This is a genomic window from Streptomyces noursei ATCC 11455 (assembly GCF_001704275.1).
GTDB lineage: Bacteria > Actinomycetota > Actinomycetes > Streptomycetales > Streptomycetaceae > Streptomyces > Streptomyces noursei.
The window spans coordinates 5097905-5118823 of the sequence record NZ_CP011533.1; the positions used below are offsets into that span (position 1 = coordinate 5097905).

The window sequence follows — 20919 nt, forward strand, 5'->3', positions numbered from 1 at the left end:
TGGCGACGAAGAGTCACCGGAGGGGAAGCCGGTGCCCGTCTTATGCGGAAGGTGCAGGTGTGTGATGGCTGCGGACCAGAGGCCGTTGAACGAGGTTGTGTTTCTGACAGTGGCGGAGGTCGCCACGGTGATGCGAGTGTCGAAGATGACCGTGTACCGCCTGGTGCACAGCGGTCATCTGCCCGCGATCCGCGTGGGACGGTCTTTCCGGGTTCCGGAGCAGGCTGTCCACGACTATCTCCGTGAGTCGTATGTGGGGGTGGAGTCGGCCTGACGGCTCGTTCGGCGACCCTCGGATTACGCGGTACGGCCGGCGCCGGGTACCCTGGCCCGATGTAGGTAGTGTGGGCTCGGACGCCCCGCACCGAGTGATACGAAGTGAGCGAGGGTAGTCGTGGGCTCTGTTATCAAGAAGCGGCGCAAGCGGATGGCGAAGAAGAAGCACCGCAAGCTGCTCAAGCGCACCCGTGTGCAGCGTCGCAACAAGAAGTAAGCGACGCTGATCACGATTTCGCGGCTCCTTGTCGTCCTTCGGGCGATAGGGGGCCGCGGTGCTTTTGTGGGCCGTATGGACGGTGGTCGTACGCAAATGTCGTTATGGGCATCGTGCGGTCATCGCCGCGCAACACCGACCCGATAGCGTGAGCCGGACATCTCGGCGCAGGCGGAAGCCGCTGCGGGAAGGAGGGCCGATCTTGGGCAACGTCGTGCTCGTCACGGGCGTCGCACGGCAGCTGGGGGGCCGGTTCGTCCGCCGGATCCAGCGCGATCCCGACGTCGATCGGGTGATCGGGGTCGATGCTGTGACACCGGAGCACTCCCTGGGCGGGGCGGAATTCCTCAGGGCCGACATCCGGCATCCGGCGATCGCCAGGGTTCTGGCCGAAACGGGCGTCGACACCGTCGTCCACATGGACATCAACGGCACGCCCCTGGGCAGTCGCGGCGGCCGGGCCTCCGTGAAGGAGGCCAACGTCATCGGCACCATGCAGCTGCTCGGTGCCTGCCAGAAGGCCCCGAACGTCCAGCGCGTGGTCATCAAGTCCAGCACCAGCGTCTACGGCTCCGCGCCGCGCGACCCGGCGGTCTTCACCGAGAACACCCCGCCCAAGTCGTTGCCCAGCGGCGGCTTCGCGAAGGACACCGTCGAGGTCGAGGGGTACGTCCGCGGCTTCGCCCGGCGCCGCCCCGACGTGGCGGTCTGCGTGCTGCGCTTCGCCAACATCCTCGGTCCGTGCGCGGACTCCCCGCTCGCCGAGTACTTCTCGCTGCCCGTGCTGCCCACCGTCCTCGGCTACGACCCGCGGTTGCAGTTCGTCCACGAGGACGACGCGATCGACGTGTTGCGGATCGCCGCCGCCGCGCCGCGCCGCGGCACCCTCAACAGCGGCACGTTCAACATCGCGGGTGACGGCGTCCTGCTGCTCTCGCAGGTCTCCCGGCGCCTGGGCCGGCCCACCCTCCCGCTCTTCCTGCCCACCGTGACCTGGGCCGGCACCGCCCTGCGGTCGCTCGGCATCACGGACTTCTCGCCCGAGCAGATCCGGATGCTGACCCACGGCCGGGTCGTCGAGACCACCCAGATGCGCGAGACACTGGGCTTCCACCCCCGGTACACGACGGCGGAGACCTTCGAGGAATTCGCCCGCAGCCGCGGACCCGGGCTGCTGCCGCCCGCGTCCCTCGCCCGCACCGTCGACCGGCTCGCCGGTGTGCTCTCCGCACGCCGCGGCCCGAGCCAGTGAGGAGTTCACCCACGATGGCGGACGCCAAGGTCATTCCCTTCGGCGAGGAACCGCGGGCGCGCCGCAAGGCCCGGCGGACCGCGCGCGGCACCGCCCTGGCGCCCGTACCGGAGGCCCGCACCGACCCGGAGCCGCCGCCGGCCCCGCGCCCGGCCGGCGGCCGGACCCTGGACGAGCGGATCGCGGGCGGGCTGGCCTTCCTGCGCCGGCGGATCACCGGCGACTACGAGGTCGACGACTTCGGCTACGACAAGGAGCTGACCGACCAGGTCCTGATGTCGCTGCTGCGGCCGCTCCACGACAAGTACTTCCGGGTCGAGGTGAAGGGGATGGAGAACATCCCCGCCGAGGGCGGCGCGCTGATCGTCGCCAACCACTCCGGGACGCTCCCGCTGGACGGCCTGATGCTCCAGGTCGCGGTGCACGACAATCACCCGGCACAGCGCCACCTGCGGCTGCTGGCGGCCGATTTGGTGTTCGTGCTGCCGGTGATGAACGAGCTGGCCCGCAAGGCCGGGCACACCCTCGCCTGCGCGGAGGACGCCCAGCGGCTGCTGGAGCGCGGGGAGATCGTCGGGGTGATGCCGGAGGGCTTCAAGGGCATCGGGAAGCCGTTCGCGGACCGCTACAAGCTCCAGCGCTTCGGGCGGGGCGGCTTCGTCTCCACGGCGCTGAAGGCGGGCGTGCCGATCGTGCCGTGCTCCATCGTGGGCGCCGAGGAGATCTACCCGATGATCGGGAACGCCAAGACCCTGGCGCGGGTGCTGGGGTTGCCGTACTTCCCGGTCACGCCGACGTTCCCCTGGCTGGGGCCGCTCGGCGCGGTGCCGCTGCCGACGAAGTGGACGATCCAGTTCGGGGAGCCGATCGCGACCGACGGCTATCCGGCGGAGGCGGCCGACGACCCGATGTTGATGTTCAACCTGACCGACCAGGTCCGGGAGACCATCCAGCACACCCTCTACAAGCTGCTCGTGCAGCGGCGCTCGGTGTTCTTCTGAGGGGGGACCGGAAGAACACCGAGCGCCGGGGGGCTGCGCCGGCCGCCGCGGGCCCGCGCCGCGCGGGCGGGCCGGCTACTTGGGCAGGTTGTCGCCGTCGATGCCCAGCTCGGGCAGGAGCCCGGGCAGCAGCGGCGGCAGCGTGACGTCGGGGCGGCCGGTGCCGTCCTTGCCGTGGTTGCCGTCGTGCGGGGAGGCGCTGCCCTTGCCGGGCGAGCCGAGCAGGCCGCCCGTACTGCCGCCGAGCAGACCGCCCTGCTCCTGGGACGGCGAGGCCGACGGGCGCGGGGCCTGCTGGGCGGTGCCGTGGGAGTCGGGCGCGGACTCGCTGCCGGCCGGCGACGGGCGGCTGGCGCCGCCGACGGCACCCCGGTCGGTCGGCGTGTCGTGGTGGCGGCTGTGGTTGTCCGGGGTCGTCGGGAGCAGCGGGCCGACCTCGTCGTCTATGGCGGCGAAGACCGAACTGACCTCGTCGCGCACGTCGGTGAGCTGTACCGGGAGCCTGTCGCGCAGGTGGGTCCAGGTGTCGCGGTGCGACTTGGTGAAGGAGTTCAGCGCCTGGATGGGGCCGAGTGAGCCGTCGCGCTCGTAGGCGGCGTGCAGCAGGCGGTGCCCCTCGCCCGCGTCGTGCCGGACGCCGGCCAGCGCCTTGCGGACCTCGAAGAGATCCTCGTGGTCGAGCTGTGCGGACCGGCCGCGCTCCATCAGGCGGCGGGCCTCCATCATGCGGGTGGACGCCTGGTCGAGGTAGAGCTGGCCTCGGTCGGAGTCGTCGTCGCTCATGGTGAGCCGGAGGTCCTCCATGCCGCGCTTGAGGCCGTACAGGGAGTCGCCGGGGAGGGCGTCGGTACTGGCCGCGGCGACGCCGCTGAACGCGCCGGCGGCGACGCCGACCGTCAGGCCGCCGGCCGCCAGCCCCTTGGAGAGGCGGGAGTGCGGGCGCAGCCGGCCGAGCGATGTGCCGGCCCGGGGGGCGCCCTTCCTCTCGCGTTGTTCGGGCACCCGGGTGTCGCCGGGCGTGGCGCCTTCGGCGAAGGCTGCCTCCATCGCCGCGATGAGCTGGGCACGCTGGACAGTCTTGACCTCGGCGGCCATCTCCGGCTTCGGGAGTTCCCCGAGGCCGTCGGCGACCGCCAACAGCCGTGCGTCCAACGGCGCTTGCGCCGCGTTGTCGACCTGGTCCTCGGTCGCCGCGCCCCTGAGCACCTGCTCCTCCAGGGCCTGGGCGAAGGCGTTGGCCCGCCGGTGTACCGAGACATTCGCGATCACGGGCGGCACCTCCTCTCGTCATCCCGCTCGACTCCCCGGACTGGCATTGACTATCCAGACGGGCCGGATGGTTGCACGCCGTGATCCGTGGCCACTCGAACGAGTGAGGGGCTGCGGACATGGCGTGACCGCGTGGAGCCTGCATCCCGCACAACGAGCGGCGCGGCACTCGGGTTACGCACTCACGATGATCTGACCGTCAGGGCATGCCCGATCACCAACGGTGAGCGGTGGGCCGGGTGTTGGGCGTGTCGGCGGCGAGGGGCCGGCCGTCAGCGGGCGTCTTCGGGGAGGAGTCGCGCCAGGGTGCGGACGGCCCGGTACTGGAGGGTCTTGATGGCGCCCTCGTTCTTGCCCATGACGCGGGCGGTCTCGGCGACCGAGAGGCCCTGGAGGAAGCGCAGGGTGACGCATTCCTGCTGTTGGGGGTTGAGCTTGCGGACCGCCTCCAACAGGGCGGCGTTGGAGAGGGATTCGAGGACCGAGTCCTCGGGGCTGCGCTCGACCTCGTTGGCGTCGAGCATCTCTCCGGTGGTGACTTCCAGGCGGAAGCGGGAGGACTTGAAGTGGTCGGCGACGAGGTTGCGGGCGATGGTCACCAGCCAGGCGCCGAAGTCCCGCCCCTGCCAGGTGAACGTGCCGATGCGGCGCAGCGCGCGGAGGAAGGTCTCGCTGGTGAGGTCCTCGGCCGTGGCCCGGCCGCCCACGCGGTAGTAGATGTAGCGGTAGACGGTGTCGGCGTACTGGTCGTAGAGGCGACCGAAGGCGTCGGCCTCGCCGGCCTGCGCGCGTTCGACGAGATCCATCATGCGACGGCTGTCGCTGTCCGCGGGGCGCCGTGCGGTGGTGGTACCGGTGCCGGCGCGGCGCGTTCTGCCGGCGGTGGCGGCCTTGCCGACCGTGGCGCTCCCGTCGGCCAACGCGTAGCAGGGGCCGGTGGGGACGGCTGTGGCGAATGCGGGGACGGCGTACGCGGTGGGGACAAAACTGCGCAGGTGGTCGACGAGTGTCGTACGCAGCGTAGCCAGGCCCGAGGCGTCAACCCCGACGTGTGGGTACACGGGACTCCCAGAGGCAGAGCTTCCATCACGTGCAGTGCGGGACCGTTCACTCGTCGTAGGGACGTGTGGGTTCCGGAATGCGTCTGAGGAGAATAACGCTTCGTACAGGCAGCGCTACACCCAGTTGCTCAAATCATCGATTACTTACGGTCCGTGTCCGGTTGGTGGCGGATCAAGTATCGAATATTGAGCAACTATTGATCGGAAGGGAGCGCAATCTGCCTGGTTGAAGGGCGTGTTGTGGTTAACCGCCAGGAAAGGGACTGACGGGGCAACGGTGGGGGTAGGGAGTGCGGATGGCCCGGCGCCGTGCCCGGTGATCAAGGACGGTCAGCGGCGGCGGCGCTGGAGCGCGGCGGCCGCCGCCGCGCCACCCGCGAGCGCACCCACGGCCGCGGCCGCCGGGATGCCGATCCGGACCGCCTTGCGCCCGGTCCGGTAGTCGCGCACCCGCCAGTTGTGTTCCCGGGCGTGCTTGCGCAGCCGGGTGTCGGGGTTGATCGCGTAGGGGTGGCCGACGAGCGAGAGCATCGGGATGTCGTTGGCCGAGTCGCTGTAGGCGGCGCAGTGCGACAGGTCCAGGTGCTCGGCGGCGGCCAGGGCGCGCACCGCCTCGGCCTTCGCCGGGCCGTGCAGCGGCTCGCCGACCAGCTTGCCGGTGTAGACCCCGCCGACGGACTCGGCGACCGTGCCGAGGGCGCCGGTCAGCCCCAGCCGGCGGGCGATGATCGTCGCGGTCTCGACGGGCGCGGCGGTCACCAGCCAGACCTTCTGGCCGGCGTCGAGGTGGGCCTGGGCCAGGGCCCGGGTGCCGGGCCAGACCCGCTCGGCCATGTACTCGTCGTAGATCTCCTCGCCGATGGACATCAGCTCGGCGACGCGGTGGCCCTGGACGATGGACAGCGCGCTGTTGCGGACGTCCGCCATGTGCTCGGAGTTCTCGCCGGCCAGCCGGAAGTAGATCTGCTGCCAGGCGAAGCGGGCCAGGTCGCGCTTGTGGAAGAAGTGCCGCTTGTACAGGCCGCGGCCGAAGTGGAAGAGGGCGGCGCCCTGCATGACCGTGTTGTCGAGGTCGAAGAAGGCGGCGGCGCTGGTGTCCCCGGCGACCGGGAACTCCGGCTCGGCCGGGGCCTCGGCGGGCGGCGCCTCCTGGGACGACTTGCGGGCGGCCTCGGCCGCGGCCTCGCCGGCCAGCACGCTGCGCGCCGTGGCGGGTCGTCTGCGGCGGGTGAACCACCCCGCGGGGAAGAGCGCCCCGGCGGGGCTCCGGTCGGGGCGGCGGGCGGGCGACGGGCGGGCCATGCGGCTAGCGTAGCCAGTTTGTTCGGTGCAGCCGGTTACGGGCGCGTGTCAGGGAGCAGCGGGGCGGTCGACGGTTGCGTTACGGCCACCTCAAGGGTGCCGCGGTGCGGGCGGTCGAGGGGTCGGCGGCGCTCAGGCGCCCAGTGCGGTGCGCAGACGCCGGGGGTCGACCCGCCAGAAGTCGTGCTGGGCGCCGTCCACGAGGACGACCGGAATCTGCTCCCAGTACTTGCGGTACAGCTCGGCGTCCTCGGTGATGTCCTTCTGCTCCCAGGAGGCGCCGGTCTCCGCGCACACCTTCTCGATCACCGCCTGCGCGTCGTCGCAGAGGTGGCAGCCCGGCTTCCGGACGAGGGTGACCATCCGGTCGGCGGGGCTCTTGCGGGGGGCGCGGCTGAACAAGGGGGCCATGGGGTCATTGTGCCGGTTCGCGGGCGGCGCTCCGGAGGGATGGTTTCGCGTACCATCGATGGGCGATTTGTTGGTGTCCGGGGGGATGGCGGTGAGGAGTGAGGGCGCGTGCTCCCGTCGGTGCTGCCGCGAATCGCCGGTGGCGCGTGCGAACGGTGTGACGCGGGAGTTGGTTCCGCGCGGCCCCGTAAAAGCTGCGTGAGCCCCATCACTTTGGCCGGGCAAAACGGACACCATCTTTGTGCACGCGTTCACAAAGACATAGCCTGCAAGAGACGGGGCGGTCGGGTTCCTCACGGCCGTCCACAGCCCCGCTCTACCCGCAGGAGCACCGTGGCAACTGGCCGAACTCACCGACCGGCGACCCGAAGCCGAGGCATCCCCGAGGCCACCGTCGCCCGGCTACCGCTGTATCTGCGCGCACTGACCGCGCTCTCCGAGCGCTCGGTCCCCACGGTGTCCTCCGAGGAGCTCGCGGCCGCCGCGGGAGTCAACTCCGCGAAGCTGCGCAAGGACTTCTCCTACCTCGGCTCCTACGGGACCCGTGGCGTCGGCTACGACGTGGAGTACCTCGTCTACCAGATCTCGCGGGAACTCGGCCTCACCCAGGACTGGCCCGTCGTCATCGTCGGTATCGGTAACCTCGGCGCCGCGCTCGCCAACTACGGCGGCTTCGCCTCCCGTGGCTTCCGGGTCGCCGCGCTGATCGACGCCGACCCGGCCATGGCGGGCAAGCCGGTCGCCGGTATCCCGGTCCAGCACACCGACGAGCTGGAGCAGATCATCGGGGACAACGGCGTCTCGATCGGCGTCATCGCCACGCCGGCCGGCGCCGCCCAGCAGGTCTGCGACCGCCTGGTCGCCGCGGGCGTCACCTCGATCCTCAACTTCGCGCCGACCGTGCTGACCGTCCCGGACGGGGTGGACGTCCGCAAGGTCGACCTGTCCATAGAGCTGCAGATCCTCGCCTTCCACGAGCAGCGCAAGGCGGGCGAGGAGACCGGCCAGGCCGGTCCGGAGGCGGCGGAGGGCCTGGAGGGCACCCCGGCGCCGCCGGCCCGTGCCGCGGCCGCCGCGACCGACCGCAAGGGACCTGACGGGGACGTCCCCGCGGTGATGCCGGCATGAGCCTCCTGGTCGTCGGACTGAGTCATCGCAGCGCGCCGGTGAGCGTGCTGGAGCGGGCCGCGCTCGCCCCGGAGGGCCGCGGCAAGCTGCTGCAGGACGTGGTGTCGGCCGAGCCGGCCACCGAGTCCGCGGTGCTCTCCACCTGCAACCGCATCGAGCTCTACGCCGACGTGGACAAGTTCCACGCCGGTGTCGCCGAGCTGTCCACCCTCCTGGCCCGCCACAGCGGCGTCGGCCTGGAGGAGCTGACCCCTTATCTCTACGTCCACTACGAGGACCGGGCGGTCCACCACCTCCTCTCGGTGGCCTGCGGCCTGGACTCCATGGTCGTCGGCGAGGGCCAGATCCTCGGCCAGATCAAGGACGCACTGGCGGTCGCCCAGGAGCAGCACACCGCCGGGCGACTGCTCAACGACCTCTTCCAGCAGGCCCTGCGGGTCGGCAAGCGCGCGCACAGCGAGACCGGGATCGACAAGGCCGGCCAGTCGCTGGTCACCTTCGGCCTGGAGCAGCTGGCCGCGGTCCCGGACGTCGCCGCCTGGGCGCGGGGGAAGCGGGCGCTGGTGATCGGCGCCGGCTCGATGTCCTCGCTGGCCGCGACCACGCTCGTCCGCAACGGTGTCGGCGAACTGGCCGTCGCCAACCGGACGGTGGCGCGCGCCGAGCGGCTGGTGCGCACGCTCGCAGAGCAATACGGCACGAGTCTGACCGAGCCGGGCGGGCCGGGCGCGGCCACCGGGCTGACCGCCCGTGCCGTCGCCATGGAGGCCGTCGAGGCGGAGCTGGCCCGGGCCGAGATCGTCATCTCGTGCACCGGCGCGTCCGGGCTGGTGCTCAGCGGCGAGCGGATCGCCGCCTCGCTGGCCGGGCGCGACGACCGGATGTGGCTGCTCGACCTGGCCATGCCGCGCGACATCGACGCCGCGGCGCACCGGATCGACGGGGCCCGCCTGGTCGACATCGAGTCGCTGGCCGAGGCGTCCGCCGACGCCCCGATGGCCGCCGACGTGGACACGGTGCGCGGCATCGTCGCCGAGGAGGTCGCCGCGTTCGGCGCCGCCCAGCGGGCCGCGCACATCACCCCCACCGTGGTCGCCCTGCGCACCATGGCCGCGGACGTCGTCAGCAGCGAGATCGCCCGGCTCGACGGCCGCCTTCCCGACCTCGACGACAAGCAGCGGGCGGAGATCACCCAGACCGTCCGCCGGGTCGTCGACAAGCTCCTGCACGCGCCCACGGTGCGGGTCAAGCAGCTCGCCAGCGAGCCCGGCGGCGCCGGATACGCGGACGCCCTGCGGGAGCTCTTCGACCTCGACCCCCAGACGGTCGCCGCCGTCAGCAGGGCCGACACCCGAGCCGACCAGCACGACGCAGCACGGGAGCGGGCATGACCGACAGCACGATGAGTCCCCTGCGACTGGGCACCCGGCGCAGCAAGCTCGCCATGGCCCAGTCCGGGCAGGTGGCCGAGGCGGTGCGCGACCTGACCGGCCGCCCCGTCGAACTGGTGGAGATCACCACCTACGGCGACACCTCCCGCGAACACCTGGCGCAGATCGGCGGCACCGGCGTCTTCGTCTCGGCGCTGCGCGACGCGCTACTGGCCGGTGAGATCGACTTCGCCGTCCACTCGCTGAAGGACCTGCCGACCGCGCAGCCCGCGGAGCTGGCCCTGGCGGCCATACCCGTGCGCGTGGACCCCCGGGACGCGCTGATCGCGCGGGACGGGCTCACCTTCGAGGAACTCCCCGACGGCGCCCGTGTGGGCACCGGCTCGCCCCGCCGGATGGCACAGCTCAACGCCTGGGCCAGGACGCTGGGCAAGCGCATCGAGACCGTCCCGGTCCGCGGCAATGTCGACACCCGGATCGGCTTCGTCCGGAAGGGCGAGCTGGACGCGGTCGTGCTGGCCGCCGCCGGCCTGACCCGGATCGGTCGGATCGACGAGGCGACGCAGCTGCTGTCGCCCGACGTGGTTTTGCCCGCCCCCGGCCAGGGGGCACTGGCGATCGAGTGTGTCGCGTCCGACGCGCACCTCGTCGCCGCGCTCGCCGAGCTCGACGACCCGGTCACCCGGGCCGCCGTGACCGCCGAGCGTTCCCTGCTCGCCGCCCTGGAGGCCGGCTGTTCCGCCCCCGTGGCGGCACTCGCCGACGTCCAGGCTGGCGAGCAGGCTGTCACCGAAATGCACCTGCGCGGAGTCGTCGGCACGCTCGACGGCAGCACGTTGGTGCAGCTGTCCACCACCGGGCACGTACCTGCCTCTCTTGACGACGAGTCGGTCCCGCTTCGCATGGGCCGGGAACTCGCCGTCGAGATGCTCGCAAAGGGTGCGGCCGGTCTTATGGGGGAGCGAGCACTTTGAACCCCACCGCCCCAAACCACTCCGCCTCCGGTCAGGTCACCTTCCTGGGTGCCGGGCCGGGAGACCCGGGTCTGCTGACGCTGCGCGCCGTGGAAGCGCTGGCCTCCGCGGACGTCCTCATCGCCGACCCGCAGGTCCTGGACGTCGTGCGTGTGCACGCACGCGCACAGGTGGACACTCCACTGCAGGCGTCAGCTGACGAGGCGTCAATCCCCGGCAGTCCCCATGGCGTTTCCGCCCTTAGGGACACCGCCAATCTTGTCATGGCGGCTGCCCGCGCGGGCAAGCGGGTCATCCGTGCGGTGACCGGTGACCCCGGCCTCGACGGCTACGTCGCCGAGGAGATGCTGGCCTGCGCCGCCGAGGGCATCGTCTTCGAGGTGGTCCCCGGCATCGCCGCCGCGGTCGGCGTGCCCGCGTACGCCGGTGTGCCGCTGCGCGACGCCCAGGGCACCGACGTGCGCTTCATCGACGCCCGCAGCGCCGACGACCGCTGCTGGTCCGAGCTGGGCACCAGTGACGCCACCGCGGTGGTCTCCACCAGCTTGGACTCGGTGGCCGCGGCCGCCGGCGAGCTGGTGGCCGCCGGCCGCAAGCCGGACACCCCGATGACCGTCACGGTCGCCGGCACCACCACCCGGCAGCGCACCTGGACCGCCACCCTCGGGAGCGTCGCCCAGGTGCTGAAGGCCGCCAAGGTGCTGCCGTCGCCGGACGGCGGCCAGCCGGTCATAGCCGTGGTCGGCGAGCGCAGCGCCGCGGCGCAGCGGGACCAGCTCTCGTGGTTCGAGAACAAGCCGCTGTTCGGCTGGCGGGTGCTGGTGCCGCGGACCAAGGAGCAGGCCGCGTCGCTCTCCGACCAGCTCGTCTCGTACGGCGCGGTGCCGCACGAGGTCCCGACCATCGCCGTCGAACCGCCGCGCACCCCGCAGCAGATGGAGCGCGCGGTCAAGGGCCTGGTCACCGGCCGCTACGAGTGGATCGCCTTCACCTCGGTCAACGCCGTCAAGGCCGTCCGGGAGAAGTTCGAGGAGTACGGGCTGGACGCCCGGGCGTTCGCCGGGATCAAGGTCGCGGCGGTCGGCGAGCAGACCGCCAAGGCGCTGGTGGCCTTCGGCGTGAAGCCCGACCTGGTGCCGTCCGGCGAGCAGTCCGCGGCCGGGCTGCTGGAGGACTGGCCGCCCTACGACCCGGTCTTCGACCCGATCGACCGCGTCTTCCTGCCGCGCGCCGACATCGCCACCGAGACGCTGGTGGCCGGCCTGATCGAGCTGGGCTGGGAGGTCGACGACGTCACCGCCTACCGGACCGTGCGCGCCTCGCCGCCGCCGGCCGAGACCCGTGAGGCGATCAAGGGCGGCGGCTTCGACGCGGTGCTCTTCACCTCGTCCTCGACCGTGCGGAACCTCGTCGGCATCGCCGGCAAGCCGCACAACGTGACCGTGATCGCGTGCATCGGCCCGGCCACCGCCAAGACGGCCGAGGAGCACGGGCTGCGGGTGGACGTGATGTCGCCCGAGCCGTCGGTCCACAAGCTGGCCGAGGCGCTCGCGGAGTTCGGCGCGGCGCGGCGCGACGCCGCGCTGGAGGCCGGCGACCCGGTGACGCGGCCGAGCGAGCGGCGCCCGGGTGCCCGCCGGAGGCGAGCCACCCCGTAGCCGACCGGGGGCGTCCCTGCGGGGGCGCCCCCGGCTTCGTCTTCCGGCCCGCCCGCGGCCGACGGGGCGTCGGCAAAGGCACGGGCGGGGCGGGCGTAGCGTGGGCGGCATGACGTCTTACGGATCCTTCCCCGGCGCGCGGCCGCGGCGGCTGCGTACCACCCCCGCCATGCGCCGGATGGTCGCCGAGCACCGGCTGCACCCCGCCGATCTGATCCTGCCCGCGTTCGTCCGCGAGGGGGTCGGCGCGCCGGTGCCGATCAGCGCCATGCCGGGCGTCGTCCAGCACACCCGCGACACCCTCCGCAAGGCCGCCGTCGAGGCGGTCGAGGCGGGCGTCGCCGGGATCATGCTCTTCGGTGTGCCCGAGGAGGCCAAGAAGGACGCGGTGGGCAGCGCGGGCACCGACCCGGACGGCATCCTGCAGGTCGCCATCCGGGACGTGCGGGCCGAGGTCGGCGACGACCTGGTGATCATGTCGGACCTCTGCCTGGACGAGTACACCGACCACGGCCACTGCGGTGTCCTGGACGCCGAGGGCCGGGTGGACAACGACGCGACCCTGGAGCGGTACGCCGAGATGGCGCAGGTCCAGGCCGACGCCGGCGTCCACGTCGTGGGCCCCAGCGGCATGATGGACGGCCAGGTCGGCGTCGTCCGGGACGCGCTGGACCAGACCGGCCACGAGGACGTCTCGATCCTGGCCTACACCGCGAAGTACTCCTCGGCGTTCTACGGGCCGTTCCGCGAGGCGGTGGGCTCGTCGCTGAAGGGCGACCGCAAGACCTACCAGCAGGACCCCGCCAACCTCCGTGAGTCGCTGCGCGAGCTGGCGCTCGACCTTCAGGAGGGCGCCGACATGGTGATGGTCAAGCCGGCGCTGCCCTACCTGGACGTGCTGGCGAAGATTGCGGACGCGGTGGACGTGCCGGTCGCCGCGTACCAGATCTCCGGTGAGTACGCGATGGTCGAGGCGGCCGCCGAGAAGGGCTGGATCGACCGCGACAGCGCGATCATGGAGACCCTGACCGGGATCAAGCGGGCCGGCGCCGACATGATCCTCACCTACTGGGCGACCGAGGTGGCGCGGAAGCTCGGCCGGCACTGAGCTGATCGGGCAGGGGGTGGTCCGGCCGGGCCGCCCCCCCCGCCTCACGTTCGACCGTGCGGCAGACCGCCGGCTCTTGAGGACGTCGAACGTCACGGTGTCGCCTGGGCTGGTTCGTCCCCGCCGTCTGACCACGACGTGATCGGCGGCCCCTGTGCGGGCGGTGCGATGCCGGTGTCAGGCGCAGTCGCGGACCGGGTCGTCGTGGCTGATGACGCAGACGATGCGTGCACCACGCCGCGTGCCGTACCGCTGGAGGAGCGCCTCGCGGAACTGCTTCCACTGGCGGCGGGTGTCGGCGACGGCGCCCCGCACCGCCCGGGCGAAGTTCCCCGCGGCCTGGCCGCGTGCCGTGGCGGGAGCGCGGGTCGCGCCCGAGACCGGGTCGATGAATCCCTCGTCCTTGTTGAGGGTGGAGTGCGTGAGGCGCTGAGAACAGGCGCCGACCAGGAGCGAGAAGCAGCCCGTCGTCAGATTCCGCGGGACCGCCGAGGGGAGGGGAGGCCGCGCCGCGCTGAGATCGAGCAGCGGTGAGGGCGCGGAGCGGCCCAGGCCCGGCGGGTCGACCAGGCCGACCGGGCGGGACCGGTCGGTGCGATCCGTCCAGTTGCTGTGCGCGTAGAAGTCCTGGACTCCGTGCAGGGCACGGCCGAACCCCTCCATGGCCTCGCACTTGGCCCGGCCGGGCAGCCCGAGCGTGAAGGTGCAGTCTCTTCGCAGCTCCGTCTCGGAGGCCACCACGCGGCCCCGGGTGTCGAGGGTTCCCTCGGCCGCGGCGAGACCCTGCCGGAACCGCGCCTGCAGGTGGGCTATGCAGGTGCGCAGCGCCGCGGTGGCTCGTTGTCGACTCTGCGGATAGCCCGTCACATCCAGGAAGTCCGCATTGTCGCAATGTGCGGCGGAGCTGAGGAACTCGTCCGAGTCCGGCGCGCCGACGGCGCCGAACGTCCAGCTGTGCCCTGCGAGTTGACCCAGGGAGCGTGGCTCGAAACAGGAACCGTCGGAAGGGACCCCCGGAGCGCAGGCCAGCGCGGCCCGGGTGATCCGCTCGTGCTCGGCGTGCTGCCCGAACGCGTTGACCGTGCCGAAGGCGTCCGCGGGCCGGGCGGTCGCCAGCAGCAGGGCCGGGGTGACCGCTGCCGTTGCCAGGAATGCGGGCAGCCTGCGACCCGTCGTGATACGCCCCCGCACGTGCAGCCCTCATGGTTCAGTGGTTCCGTGTGCCCGCCCCGGGCCGGGGCAAGTCTAGATCGCGCCGTGCGGCCCCGGGTGCCGCCCGCCCCGGGCCGCGCGTGGGGCCTCGTCGCCGAAGGCCGTCCTCAGGCCCCGCGTTCGGCCCTCGGACGGCGGCGCAGCGCATGAAGATCGAGTAGGGCGGCTGCGCGGTGTGGAACGGGACGTGGTTGCGGCGCTCGGTCACCCACCTCGCCTCGACGAGCTCCTCGGCGGGGAAGTCCGAGCACCCGATCGCACCAGGCGCACGGCTTCGTCGTGGTCCGCGTCGCCCCAGGCCCCGAGCATCATGGTGCCCAGGCGCAGTCGGCTGACCGAGACGCCGGTGCGTCCGAGTGTGGTCCTGCGCATAGGTGTCGCTTCCCAACTCGTCGTCATGCGTGGTCCTTTGCCGTCAGCCGTCCTCGCGAGCCGACGGGACCACTCTGCGGCCGTCGCGGACCGCACACCAGGTCCGGCACTTGCTGGGAACCCCGTTCCTGGTACTGCCATGACCAGCCGAGGACGGCCGATCCGGCGGACGAGGGCTGCTGCTCGTCGGCGCGCCCCCACCGTCGGAGGCCGCGCGCGGTCGGCGCGACCTGCCGGGGCGGCCTCGTTAGACTCGGTGGGTATCGGAAGGGAGCCCGTCATGACTCTCATGAACCCGGAGCGCGCGATGACACCGCTGCGCAAGGCCGCCGAGGCCGCTGAAGAAGCCAGTGGCCTGCGGGCCGAGATCATCCGGGGGGTTCTCATGATGTCGCCCACTCCGTGCGGCAAGCACGCCGGGACCATCAACGCGATCAGTAAACAGCTCCTGGGGCAGCTGCCTGCGCATCTGGACGTGTTCCAGGTCGCCTCGGTGCCCCTCCCCGGCGACCCCGACGACTACGCCACCCCCGACCTTCTGATCTGCGACGCGGGGTTCGGCGAGTCCGACGAGTGGCTGGCGGACCCCGGTGACGCGGAACTGGTCGTCGAGGTGGTGTCCAAGGGGAACAGCACCAAGGACACCCGCGACATGGTCGCCTGGTACGCCGACGCGGGCATCCCCGGGTATCTCCTGGTCGATCCGCGCGACGGTACGTGGACCGTGTACTCCGTGCCGCGCGGCGGCGAGTACCAGGCGCGCAGGCACGGCCTGTACGGGGAGGACGTCGAGGTCCCGGATCTCGGGGTGAAGATCGCGACGGGAAGCCTGGCCCGTTACGCCTGAAGCGACCGGTTGCGCCCGAACGGCGACGAGCCCCGCACCTGGGTGCGGGGCTCGTGTGTGCGGCCTCAGGGTTCCCGGGCCGCCTCCCTACAGGCGCTCGGGCGTCCGGATGCCCAGCAGTGCCATGCCCCGGTGCAGGGTGCGGGCGGTCAGGTCGCACAGGAAGAGGCGGTTCTCCACCTGCTGCGGGGTGTCCGCCTTCAGGACCGGGCACTGGTCGTAGAACGTCGTGTAGAGCGACGCCAGCTGGTAGAGGTACGCGGCCAGCTTGTGCGGTGCGTACTCCGCCGCGGCCTCGGCGACCGTCTCGCCGAACGCGTCCAGGTGCAGGCCCAGCGCCCGCTCCGCCCGGGCGAGTTCGAGCTCCGGGTGGGCGGCCGGCTCGGTCGCGCCGGCCTTGCGCAGGATCGACTGGATCCGGGCGTACGCGTACTGGAGGTAGACGGAGGTGTCGCCGTTGAGCGAGACCATCTGGTCCAGGTCGAACTTGTAGTCCCGGCTCGGCGACGTCGACAGGTCCGCGTACTTCACCGCGCCGATGCCGACCTGCGCGGCCCGCTCCTGGATCTCGTCCTCGGTGAGGTCCTGCGCCTTCTCCCGCACCACCTCGGCGGCGCGCTGCACCGCCTCGTCGAGGAGGTCCTCCAGGCGCACCGTCTCGCCCGCACGCGTCTTGAACGGCTTGCCGTCCGCGCCGAGCACCGTGCCGTAGCCCATGTTGTGGGCCTTGACCCCGTCGTTCAGCCAGCCGGCCCGGCGGGCCGTCTCGAAGACCATCCGGAAGTGCAGCGACTGGCGGACGTCCACGACGTAGAGCAGCGTCGTCGCCCGCAGGTCGAAGACGCGGTTGCGGATCGCGGACAGGTCGGACGCCGCGTAGCCGAAGCCGCCGTCCGCCTTCTGCACGATCAGCGGGACGGGCTTGTCGTCCTTGCCCTTGATGTCGTCGAAGAAGACCACCAGCGCGCCCTCGGAGCGGACGGCGACGCCCGACTCCTCCAGCATCCGGGCCGTCTCGGCCATCATGTCGTTGTACGCGGACTCGCCGACGATCTCCTCGTCGCGGATCTCCATGTCCAGCTTCTCGAAGACCGAGTAGAAGTAGATCTTCGACTCGTCCACGAACCGCTGCCACAGGTCCAGCGTCTGCCGGTCGCCGGACTGCAGGGCGACGACCCGCTTGCGGGCCCGCTCCTTGAACTCCTCGTCGGAGTCGAAGACCGCGCGCGACGCCTTGTAGACCCGGTTGAGATTGCTCATCGCCTGCTCGCCGTCGGTGTCGGCGGCCGGGGCCAGCTGGTCCGGGTTCTCGATCAGGTACTGGATGAGCATGCCGAACTGCGTGCCCCAGTCGCCGATGTGGTGGCGGCCGATGGTCTTCTCGCCGGTGAAGTCCAGCATGTTGCGCAGGGCATCGCCGATGACTGCCGACCGCAGGTGGCCGACGTGCATCTCCTTGGCGACGTTCGGCTGCGCGTAGTCGATGATCGTGGTGCCCGGCGCGTCGGTGTACGGCACGCCGAGCCGGTCGTCGGCGGCGCGCGCGGCGAGCGTGCCGGTGATCGCGGTGTCGGCGACGGTGATGTTGAGGAAGCCGGGGCCGGAGACCTCGACGTCCTTCAGCAGGCCGTCGGCGCCGATCGCGTCGACGACCTTGCCGGCCAGCTCCCGCGGGTTGCCCCCCAGCTTCTTGGCCAGCGCGAGCAGGCCGTTGGCCTGGAAGTCGGCCCGGTCGCTGCGTCGCAGCAGCGGGTCCGCGGCGCTGGCCTCCGGCAGGGCTGCCGAGAGGGCGTCCGCGACGCGCTGGTTGACCGTAGCTGCGAGGGAGGTGACCGAGGCCATTGAACTGCCGTTCCGTTGGGGTGGAAAGGGTTTGCCCTGAGTATCCCACGGCACCACCATGGAATTTCCGTGCGGCGGGCGTCTGGGACAATGGGCTCCGTCAGGCTTTTGTCCGTCCCGAACCGCCCCGCCCGCGCCCTGCGGAGACGGAGCGCGCCGCCGGCGGGCGCGAGTGGGCGCATCGTGGAAGCACCAGGACACCAGGAAGAGGAAGGGCCGATCGTGGCTCAGCAGAGCACCGAGACCGACTGGGTCTCCAGGTTCGCGGACGAGGTCATTGCCGAGGCGGAGCGCCGCGCCCCCGGCAAACCGGTCGTCGTCGCCTCGGGCCTGAGCCCGTCCGGCCCGATCCACCTGGGCAACCTCCGCGAGGTGATGACCCCGCACCTGGTCGCCGACGAGGTGCGCCGCCGCGGCCACGCCTGTGTGCACGTCCTGAGCTGGGACGACTACGACCGGTACCGCAAGGTCCCGGCCGGCATCGACCCGTCCTGGGAGGAGCACATCGGCAAGCCGCTGACCGCCGTGCCCGCCCCGCCCGGCAGCCCGTACGCCAGCTGGGCCGAGCACTTCAGGGCGGCCATGGAGGAGTCCCTGGCGGAGCTGGGCATCGAGTACCACGGCATCAGCCAGACCGCCCAGTACACCTCCGGCGCCTACCGCGAGCAGATCCTGCACGCGATGAAGCACCGCAAGGACATCGACGCCGTCCTGGACCGCTACCGCACCAAGGACAAGGCGACCGGCAAGCCGAAGAAGCAGCAGCAGAAGCCGGTGGACGAGGCGGAGCTGGAGGCGGCCGAGGGCTCCGGCGCGGCCACCGAGGACGACGGCAGCGCCGGCGGCGCGGGCTACTTCCCGTACAAGCCGTACTGCACGGTCTGCAACAAGGACTTCACCAAGGTCATCGGCTATGACGACGAGACCACACGGATGTCCTACGAGTGCGTCGCCTGCGGCCACTCCGAGACCGTGGCGCTGCGCGAGTTCGACCACGGCAAGCTGGTCTGGAAGGTCGACTGGCCGATGCGCTGGGCCTACGAGGGCGTGATCTTCGAGCCGTCCGGCGTGGACCACTCCTCGCCCGGCTCGTCGTTCGTCGTCGGCGGCCAGATCGTCCGCGAGGTGTTCGGCGCCGACCAGCCGATCGGCCCGATGTACGCCTTCGTCGGCATCAGCGGCATGGCGAAGATGTCCTCCTCCAAGGGCGGCGTGCCCACCCCGGGCGACGCGCTGAAGATCATGGAGGCGCCGCTGCTGCGCTGGCTGTACGCCCGCCGCAAGCCCAACCAGTCCTTCAAGATCGCCTTCGACCAGGAGATCCAGCGGCTCTACGACGAGTGGGACAAGCTCGCGGCCAAGGTCGCCGACGGCACCGCGCAGCCCGCGGACGCCGCGGCCTACGCCCGGGCCATCGGCACCGCCGCCGGCGAACTGCCGCGGACGCCGCGCCCGCTGCCGTACCGCACACTGGCCTCCGTCATGGACATCACCGCGGGCCACGACGAGCAGACCCTGCGGATCCTGACCGACCTGGACCCGGAGCACCCGGTCACGTCCCTGGACGAGACCCGGCCGCGGCTGGACAAGGCGGAGCACTGGATCACCACCCAGGTCCCCGCCGACCAGCGCACCGTCGTCCGCGCGGAGCCCGACACCGCGCTGCTGGCCACGCTGGACGACCAGTCCCGCGGCGCGCTGCGGCTGCTGCTGGACGGCCTGGACGACCACTGGTCGCTGGACGGGCTGACCACCCTGGTCTACGGCGTGCCGAAGGTCCAGGCGGGCCTGGACCCGGAGGCCAAGCCGACGCCGGAACTGAAGGTCGCCCAGCGTGCCTTCTTCGCGCTGCTCTACAACCTCCTGGTCGGCCGGGACACCGGCCCCCGGCTGCCCACGCTGCTGCTCGCGGTGGGCGCGGACCGGGTCCGCAAGCTGCTGGCCGGCTGACCGGCTGACCGAGGAGGAGAGCCGCGCCCGGCTCTCCGACTCAAGAGCGAGAACGGGTTCGGCCCCGGGGAGGAGGATCCCCGGGGCCGAACCCTTCACGCTGGGTGCATGAGGGGAATCATCGGCTTCATCGTCATGCTCCAGGGCGCGTTGGGCTTCATCGGGCAGGTCTTCTTCGACGGCGCCTGGGGCGTGATCCGGCACTTCGTCCACCTGCCGTCGCCCGCCTACGCCGGCATCTGTGCCGCGGGCGTCGCACTGATCGCATGGGGTGAGTGGGACCGCAAGCGCAAGGAGGAGGGGGAGCGGAGGACGGCGTAGCGGGGGGACGGGGTGGCGGCGTAACGGGGTTACGGAGCAGGGGCGTTGAGCGCCGACTGCTGCCGTTGCCGTTGCTGTTGTCGCCGTCGTCGTCCACCCGCCTCGTGGGGCGTGTTCCGCCTACGGGATGTGTTCCGCCTCCATCTCCATCCGGAAGCGGGCGCGGAAGTCGCGGAGGAAACCGCGCAGATAGCCCTCGCTGAGCGGGCCCCCGTCGCGGCCCTGGTACCCGTAGAACTCCAGGAGATAGCGGCCGAATTGGCGGGAGTCGGGGAAGTCGTTCTTCTCCGCCACGTAGGCCCGGTACGCGGCGAAGTACTTCTCGTCCCGGGGCGCGTCGTCGGCGGGGCCGGCGTCCGGGAAGCCTGCGTCGGGGAAGTCGGCGTCCGGCTCGTCGTGGGGGAGCGCGGCGCCCGCGGTGCCCAGGGGGCGGCGGCGGCCCGGTCCGACCGGGACGGTCAACTCGGGCACGGGGTGGGGGCGTTCGCCCTCGGCCGGGGTTTCCTCCACGGGAGCGGGGACGGGCACGGGCGCGGGGGATTCCGCTACGGGTTCCGGTTCCGCTTCCGGGTGCGGCTGAGGGTGTGGGCGCGGCCGTGGGGCGTCCGGCTGGCCGTCGTGCCGCGCCGGGGCCGCACCGCGCGGCGAGGGTTCCGATCGCTCCGGCTCCGGCTCCCGCGCCGGCGTCGGCTCGGGGGCCGCCGGCTCGGGGGCCGCCGGCTCGGGGGCCGCGGCCGCGCGGGGGCCCGGGACGGCCGGCAGGGCCTCCGGGCCCGCGGGAAGGGGAGGGGCGGGGGAGAGCGGCCGGTCCGCCGGCAGGTCGATCCCGGCCGCGGCCAGCCCGGCCGGCGCGGTCTGTGCCAGCGGGACGCCGTAGCGGGCCAGCCGCAGCGGCATCAGGGACTCGACCGGGGCCCGGCGCCGCCAGCCGCGCCCGTAGCGGGCCCGCAGCCGCGCCTGGTAGACGAGGCGGTCCTGTTCGAGCTGGATGACCTGCTCGTAGGAGCGCAGTTCCCACAGCTTCATCCGGCGCCAGAGCCGGAAGGTGGAGGGGAAGGCCAGCAGCCAGCGGGCGAGCCGGACGCCCTCCATGTGCCGGTCGGCGGTGAGGTCGGCGATCCGGCCGACGGCGTGCCGGGCAGCCTCCACGGCGACGACGAACAGCACCGGGATGACCGCGTGCATCCCGACGCCCAGGGCGTCGGGCCAGGCGGCGGCCCCGTTGAACGCGATGGTCGCGGCGGTCAGCAGCCAGGCGGTCTGGCGCAGCAGCGGGAACGGGATGCGGATCCAGGTGAGCAGCAGGTCCAGCGCTTCCCTGATGATT

Annotated in this window: 18 protein-coding genes and 1 pseudogene; 12 read left to right on the forward strand and 7 right to left on the reverse strand. The window is 72.0% G+C overall.

What is annotated here, in order from left to right; genetic code table 11:
* Positions 1 to 64: 64 nt before the first annotated feature.
* The 4 genes from SNOUR_RS21560 to SNOUR_RS21570 all read left to right on the forward strand — a co-directional run bounded on the left by SNOUR_RS21560 (position 65) and on the right by SNOUR_RS21570 (position 2746).
* Positions 65 to 274 carry a helix-turn-helix domain-containing protein gene (locus tag SNOUR_RS21560; RefSeq protein WP_014144137.1) on the forward strand — a complete coding sequence of 70 codons (210 nt, stop codon included), beginning with the start codon at positions 65 to 67 and terminating at the stop codon, positions 272 to 274.
* Between the two features lie 120 nt (positions 275 to 394).
* Entirely contained in the window at positions 395 to 493 is a 99-nt protein-coding gene (locus SNOUR_RS43215) for a 30S ribosomal protein bS22 (RefSeq protein ID WP_003948845.1), read from the forward strand.
* Between the two features lie 202 nt (positions 494 to 695).
* The gene (locus SNOUR_RS21565) at positions 696 to 1745 is read left to right on the forward strand and encodes an NAD-dependent epimerase/dehydratase family protein (RefSeq protein ID WP_067349680.1); all 1050 of its coding nucleotides are present in this window, start codon (positions 696 to 698) and stop codon (positions 1743 to 1745) included.
* 14 nt (positions 1746 to 1759) lie between these two features.
* Entirely contained in the window at positions 1760 to 2746 is a 987-nt protein-coding gene (locus tag SNOUR_RS21570; protein WP_067349683.1) for a lysophospholipid acyltransferase family protein, read from the forward strand.
* A gap of 75 nt (positions 2747 to 2821) precedes the next feature.
* Here the strand turns inward: SNOUR_RS21570 and SNOUR_RS21575 are convergent, their stop codons facing one another.
* The 4 genes from SNOUR_RS21575 to SNOUR_RS21590 all read right to left on the reverse strand — a co-directional run bounded on the left by SNOUR_RS21575 (position 2822) and on the right by SNOUR_RS21590 (position 6789).
* The gene (locus tag SNOUR_RS21575; protein WP_067349687.1) at positions 2822 to 4015 is read right to left on the reverse strand and encodes a DUF5667 domain-containing protein; all 1194 of its coding nucleotides are present in this window, start codon (positions 4013 to 4015) and stop codon (positions 2822 to 2824) included.
* 272 nt (positions 4016 to 4287) lie between these two features.
* A complete protein-coding gene (locus SNOUR_RS21580; RefSeq protein WP_039635099.1) occupies positions 4288 to 5076 on the reverse strand; it encodes an ECF subfamily RNA polymerase sigma factor, BldN family in 789 nt (262 codons plus the stop codon).
* A gap of 330 nt (positions 5077 to 5406) precedes the next feature.
* Positions 5407 to 6273, reverse strand: a complete 867-nt coding sequence (locus SNOUR_RS21585; protein ID WP_067358607.1) for an HAD family hydrolase — start codon at positions 6271 to 6273, stop codon at positions 5407 to 5409.
* Between the two features lie 237 nt (positions 6274 to 6510).
* Complete coding sequence (locus SNOUR_RS21590; RefSeq protein WP_039635100.1) at positions 6511 to 6789, reverse strand: glutaredoxin family protein; 279 nt, start codon at positions 6787 to 6789, stop codon at positions 6511 to 6513.
* Between the two features lie 333 nt (positions 6790 to 7122).
* Here SNOUR_RS21590 and SNOUR_RS21595 point away from each other — a divergent pair, with 333 nt between their 5' ends.
* From SNOUR_RS21595 to hemB, 5 genes are all read left to right on the forward strand, one after another.
* Positions 7123 to 7917 (forward strand): redox-sensing transcriptional repressor Rex, encoded by a 795-nt coding sequence (locus tag SNOUR_RS21595; protein ID WP_067349690.1) that lies wholly within the window; start codon positions 7123 to 7125, stop codon positions 7915 to 7917.
* On the forward strand, positions 7914 to 9308 hold the full coding sequence (locus SNOUR_RS21600) for a glutamyl-tRNA reductase (protein WP_067349692.1): 1395 nt from the start codon (positions 7914 to 7916) through the stop codon (positions 9306 to 9308). The genes SNOUR_RS21595 and SNOUR_RS21600 overlap by 4 nt, the downstream gene beginning before the upstream one ends.
* Entirely contained in the window at positions 9305 to 10282 is a 978-nt protein-coding gene (gene hemC / locus SNOUR_RS21605) for a hydroxymethylbilane synthase (protein WP_067349695.1), read from the forward strand. Before SNOUR_RS21600 ends, hemC begins: the two co-directional genes overlap by 4 nt.
* Positions 10279 to 11940, forward strand: a complete 1662-nt coding sequence (locus SNOUR_RS21610; RefSeq protein ID WP_067349698.1) for a bifunctional uroporphyrinogen-III C-methyltransferase/uroporphyrinogen-III synthase — start codon at positions 10279 to 10281, stop codon at positions 11938 to 11940. Before hemC ends, SNOUR_RS21610 begins: the two co-directional genes overlap by 4 nt.
* Positions 11941 to 12049: 109 nt before the next feature.
* Positions 12050 to 13048, forward strand: a complete 999-nt coding sequence (hemB, locus tag SNOUR_RS21615; RefSeq protein ID WP_067349701.1) for a porphobilinogen synthase — start codon at positions 12050 to 12052, stop codon at positions 13046 to 13048.
* Between the two features lie 177 nt (positions 13049 to 13225).
* On the opposite strand, the gene SNOUR_RS21620 is transcribed toward hemB, so the two are convergent.
* Positions 13226 to 14239 (reverse strand): CinY protein, encoded by a 1014-nt coding sequence (locus tag SNOUR_RS21620; RefSeq protein WP_067349704.1) that lies wholly within the window; start codon positions 14237 to 14239, stop codon positions 13226 to 13228.
* 673 nt (positions 14240 to 14912) lie between these two features.
* On the opposite strand from SNOUR_RS21620, the gene SNOUR_RS21625 reads away from it, so the two are divergent.
* Entirely contained in the window at positions 14913 to 15479 is a 567-nt protein-coding gene (locus SNOUR_RS21625) for a Uma2 family endonuclease (RefSeq protein ID WP_079142816.1), read from the forward strand.
* An 87-nt stretch (positions 15480 to 15566) separates the two neighbouring features.
* On the opposite strand, the gene argS is transcribed toward SNOUR_RS21625, so the two are convergent.
* The gene (gene argS / locus SNOUR_RS21630; protein ID WP_067349707.1) at positions 15567 to 17321 is read right to left on the reverse strand and encodes an arginine--tRNA ligase; all 1755 of its coding nucleotides are present in this window, start codon (positions 17319 to 17321) and stop codon (positions 15567 to 15569) included.
* 222 nt (positions 17322 to 17543) lie between these two features.
* Between argS and lysS the strand changes: the two genes are divergently transcribed.
* Together lysS and SNOUR_RS21640 are read left to right on the forward strand one after the other, a co-directional pair.
* Entirely contained in the window at positions 17544 to 19271 is a 1728-nt protein-coding gene (lysS, locus tag SNOUR_RS21635) for a lysine--tRNA ligase (RefSeq protein WP_067349709.1), read from the forward strand.
* 108 nt (positions 19272 to 19379) lie between these two features.
* Positions 19380 to 19592 carry a hypothetical protein gene (locus SNOUR_RS21640; protein WP_067349712.1) on the forward strand — a complete coding sequence of 71 codons (213 nt, stop codon included), beginning with the start codon at positions 19380 to 19382 and terminating at the stop codon, positions 19590 to 19592.
* A 120-nt stretch (positions 19593 to 19712) separates the two neighbouring features.
* Here SNOUR_RS21640 and SNOUR_RS21645 read toward each other — a convergent pair.
* Positions 19713 to 20918: pseudogene (locus SNOUR_RS21645) on the reverse strand (DUF2637 domain-containing protein); the annotation flags it as partial.
* Position 20919: the final 1 nt, after the last annotated feature.

Bases quoted from the DNA above. Each gene is read 5' to 3' on its own strand.
- SNOUR_RS21640 (WP_067349712.1), top strand. From the start codon at position 19,380: ATGAGGGGAATCATCGGCTTCATCGTCATGCTCCAGGGCGCGTTGGGC.
- SNOUR_RS21560 (WP_014144137.1), top strand. From the start codon at position 65: ATGGCTGCGGACCAGAGGCCGTTGAACGAGGTTGTGTTTCTGACAGTG.
- hemC (WP_067349695.1), top strand. From the start codon at position 9,305: ATGACCGACAGCACGATGAGTCCCCTGCGACTGGGCACCCGGCGCAGC.
- argS (WP_067349707.1), bottom strand. From the start codon at position 17,321: ATGGCCTCGGTCACCTCCCTCGCAGCTACGGTCAACCAGCGCGTCGCG.
- hemB (WP_067349701.1), top strand. From the start codon at position 12,050: ATGACGTCTTACGGATCCTTCCCCGGCGCGCGGCCGCGGCGGCTGCGT.
- SNOUR_RS21570 (WP_067349683.1), top strand. From the start codon at position 1,760: ATGGCGGACGCCAAGGTCATTCCCTTCGGCGAGGAACCGCGGGCGCGC.
- SNOUR_RS21625 (WP_079142816.1), top strand. From the start codon at position 14,913: ATGACTCTCATGAACCCGGAGCGCGCGATGACACCGCTGCGCAAGGCC.
- SNOUR_RS21600 (WP_067349692.1), top strand. From the start codon at position 7,914: ATGAGCCTCCTGGTCGTCGGACTGAGTCATCGCAGCGCGCCGGTGAGC.
- SNOUR_RS21590 (WP_039635100.1), bottom strand. From the start codon at position 6,789: ATGGCCCCCTTGTTCAGCCGCGCCCCCCGCAAGAGCCCCGCCGACCGG.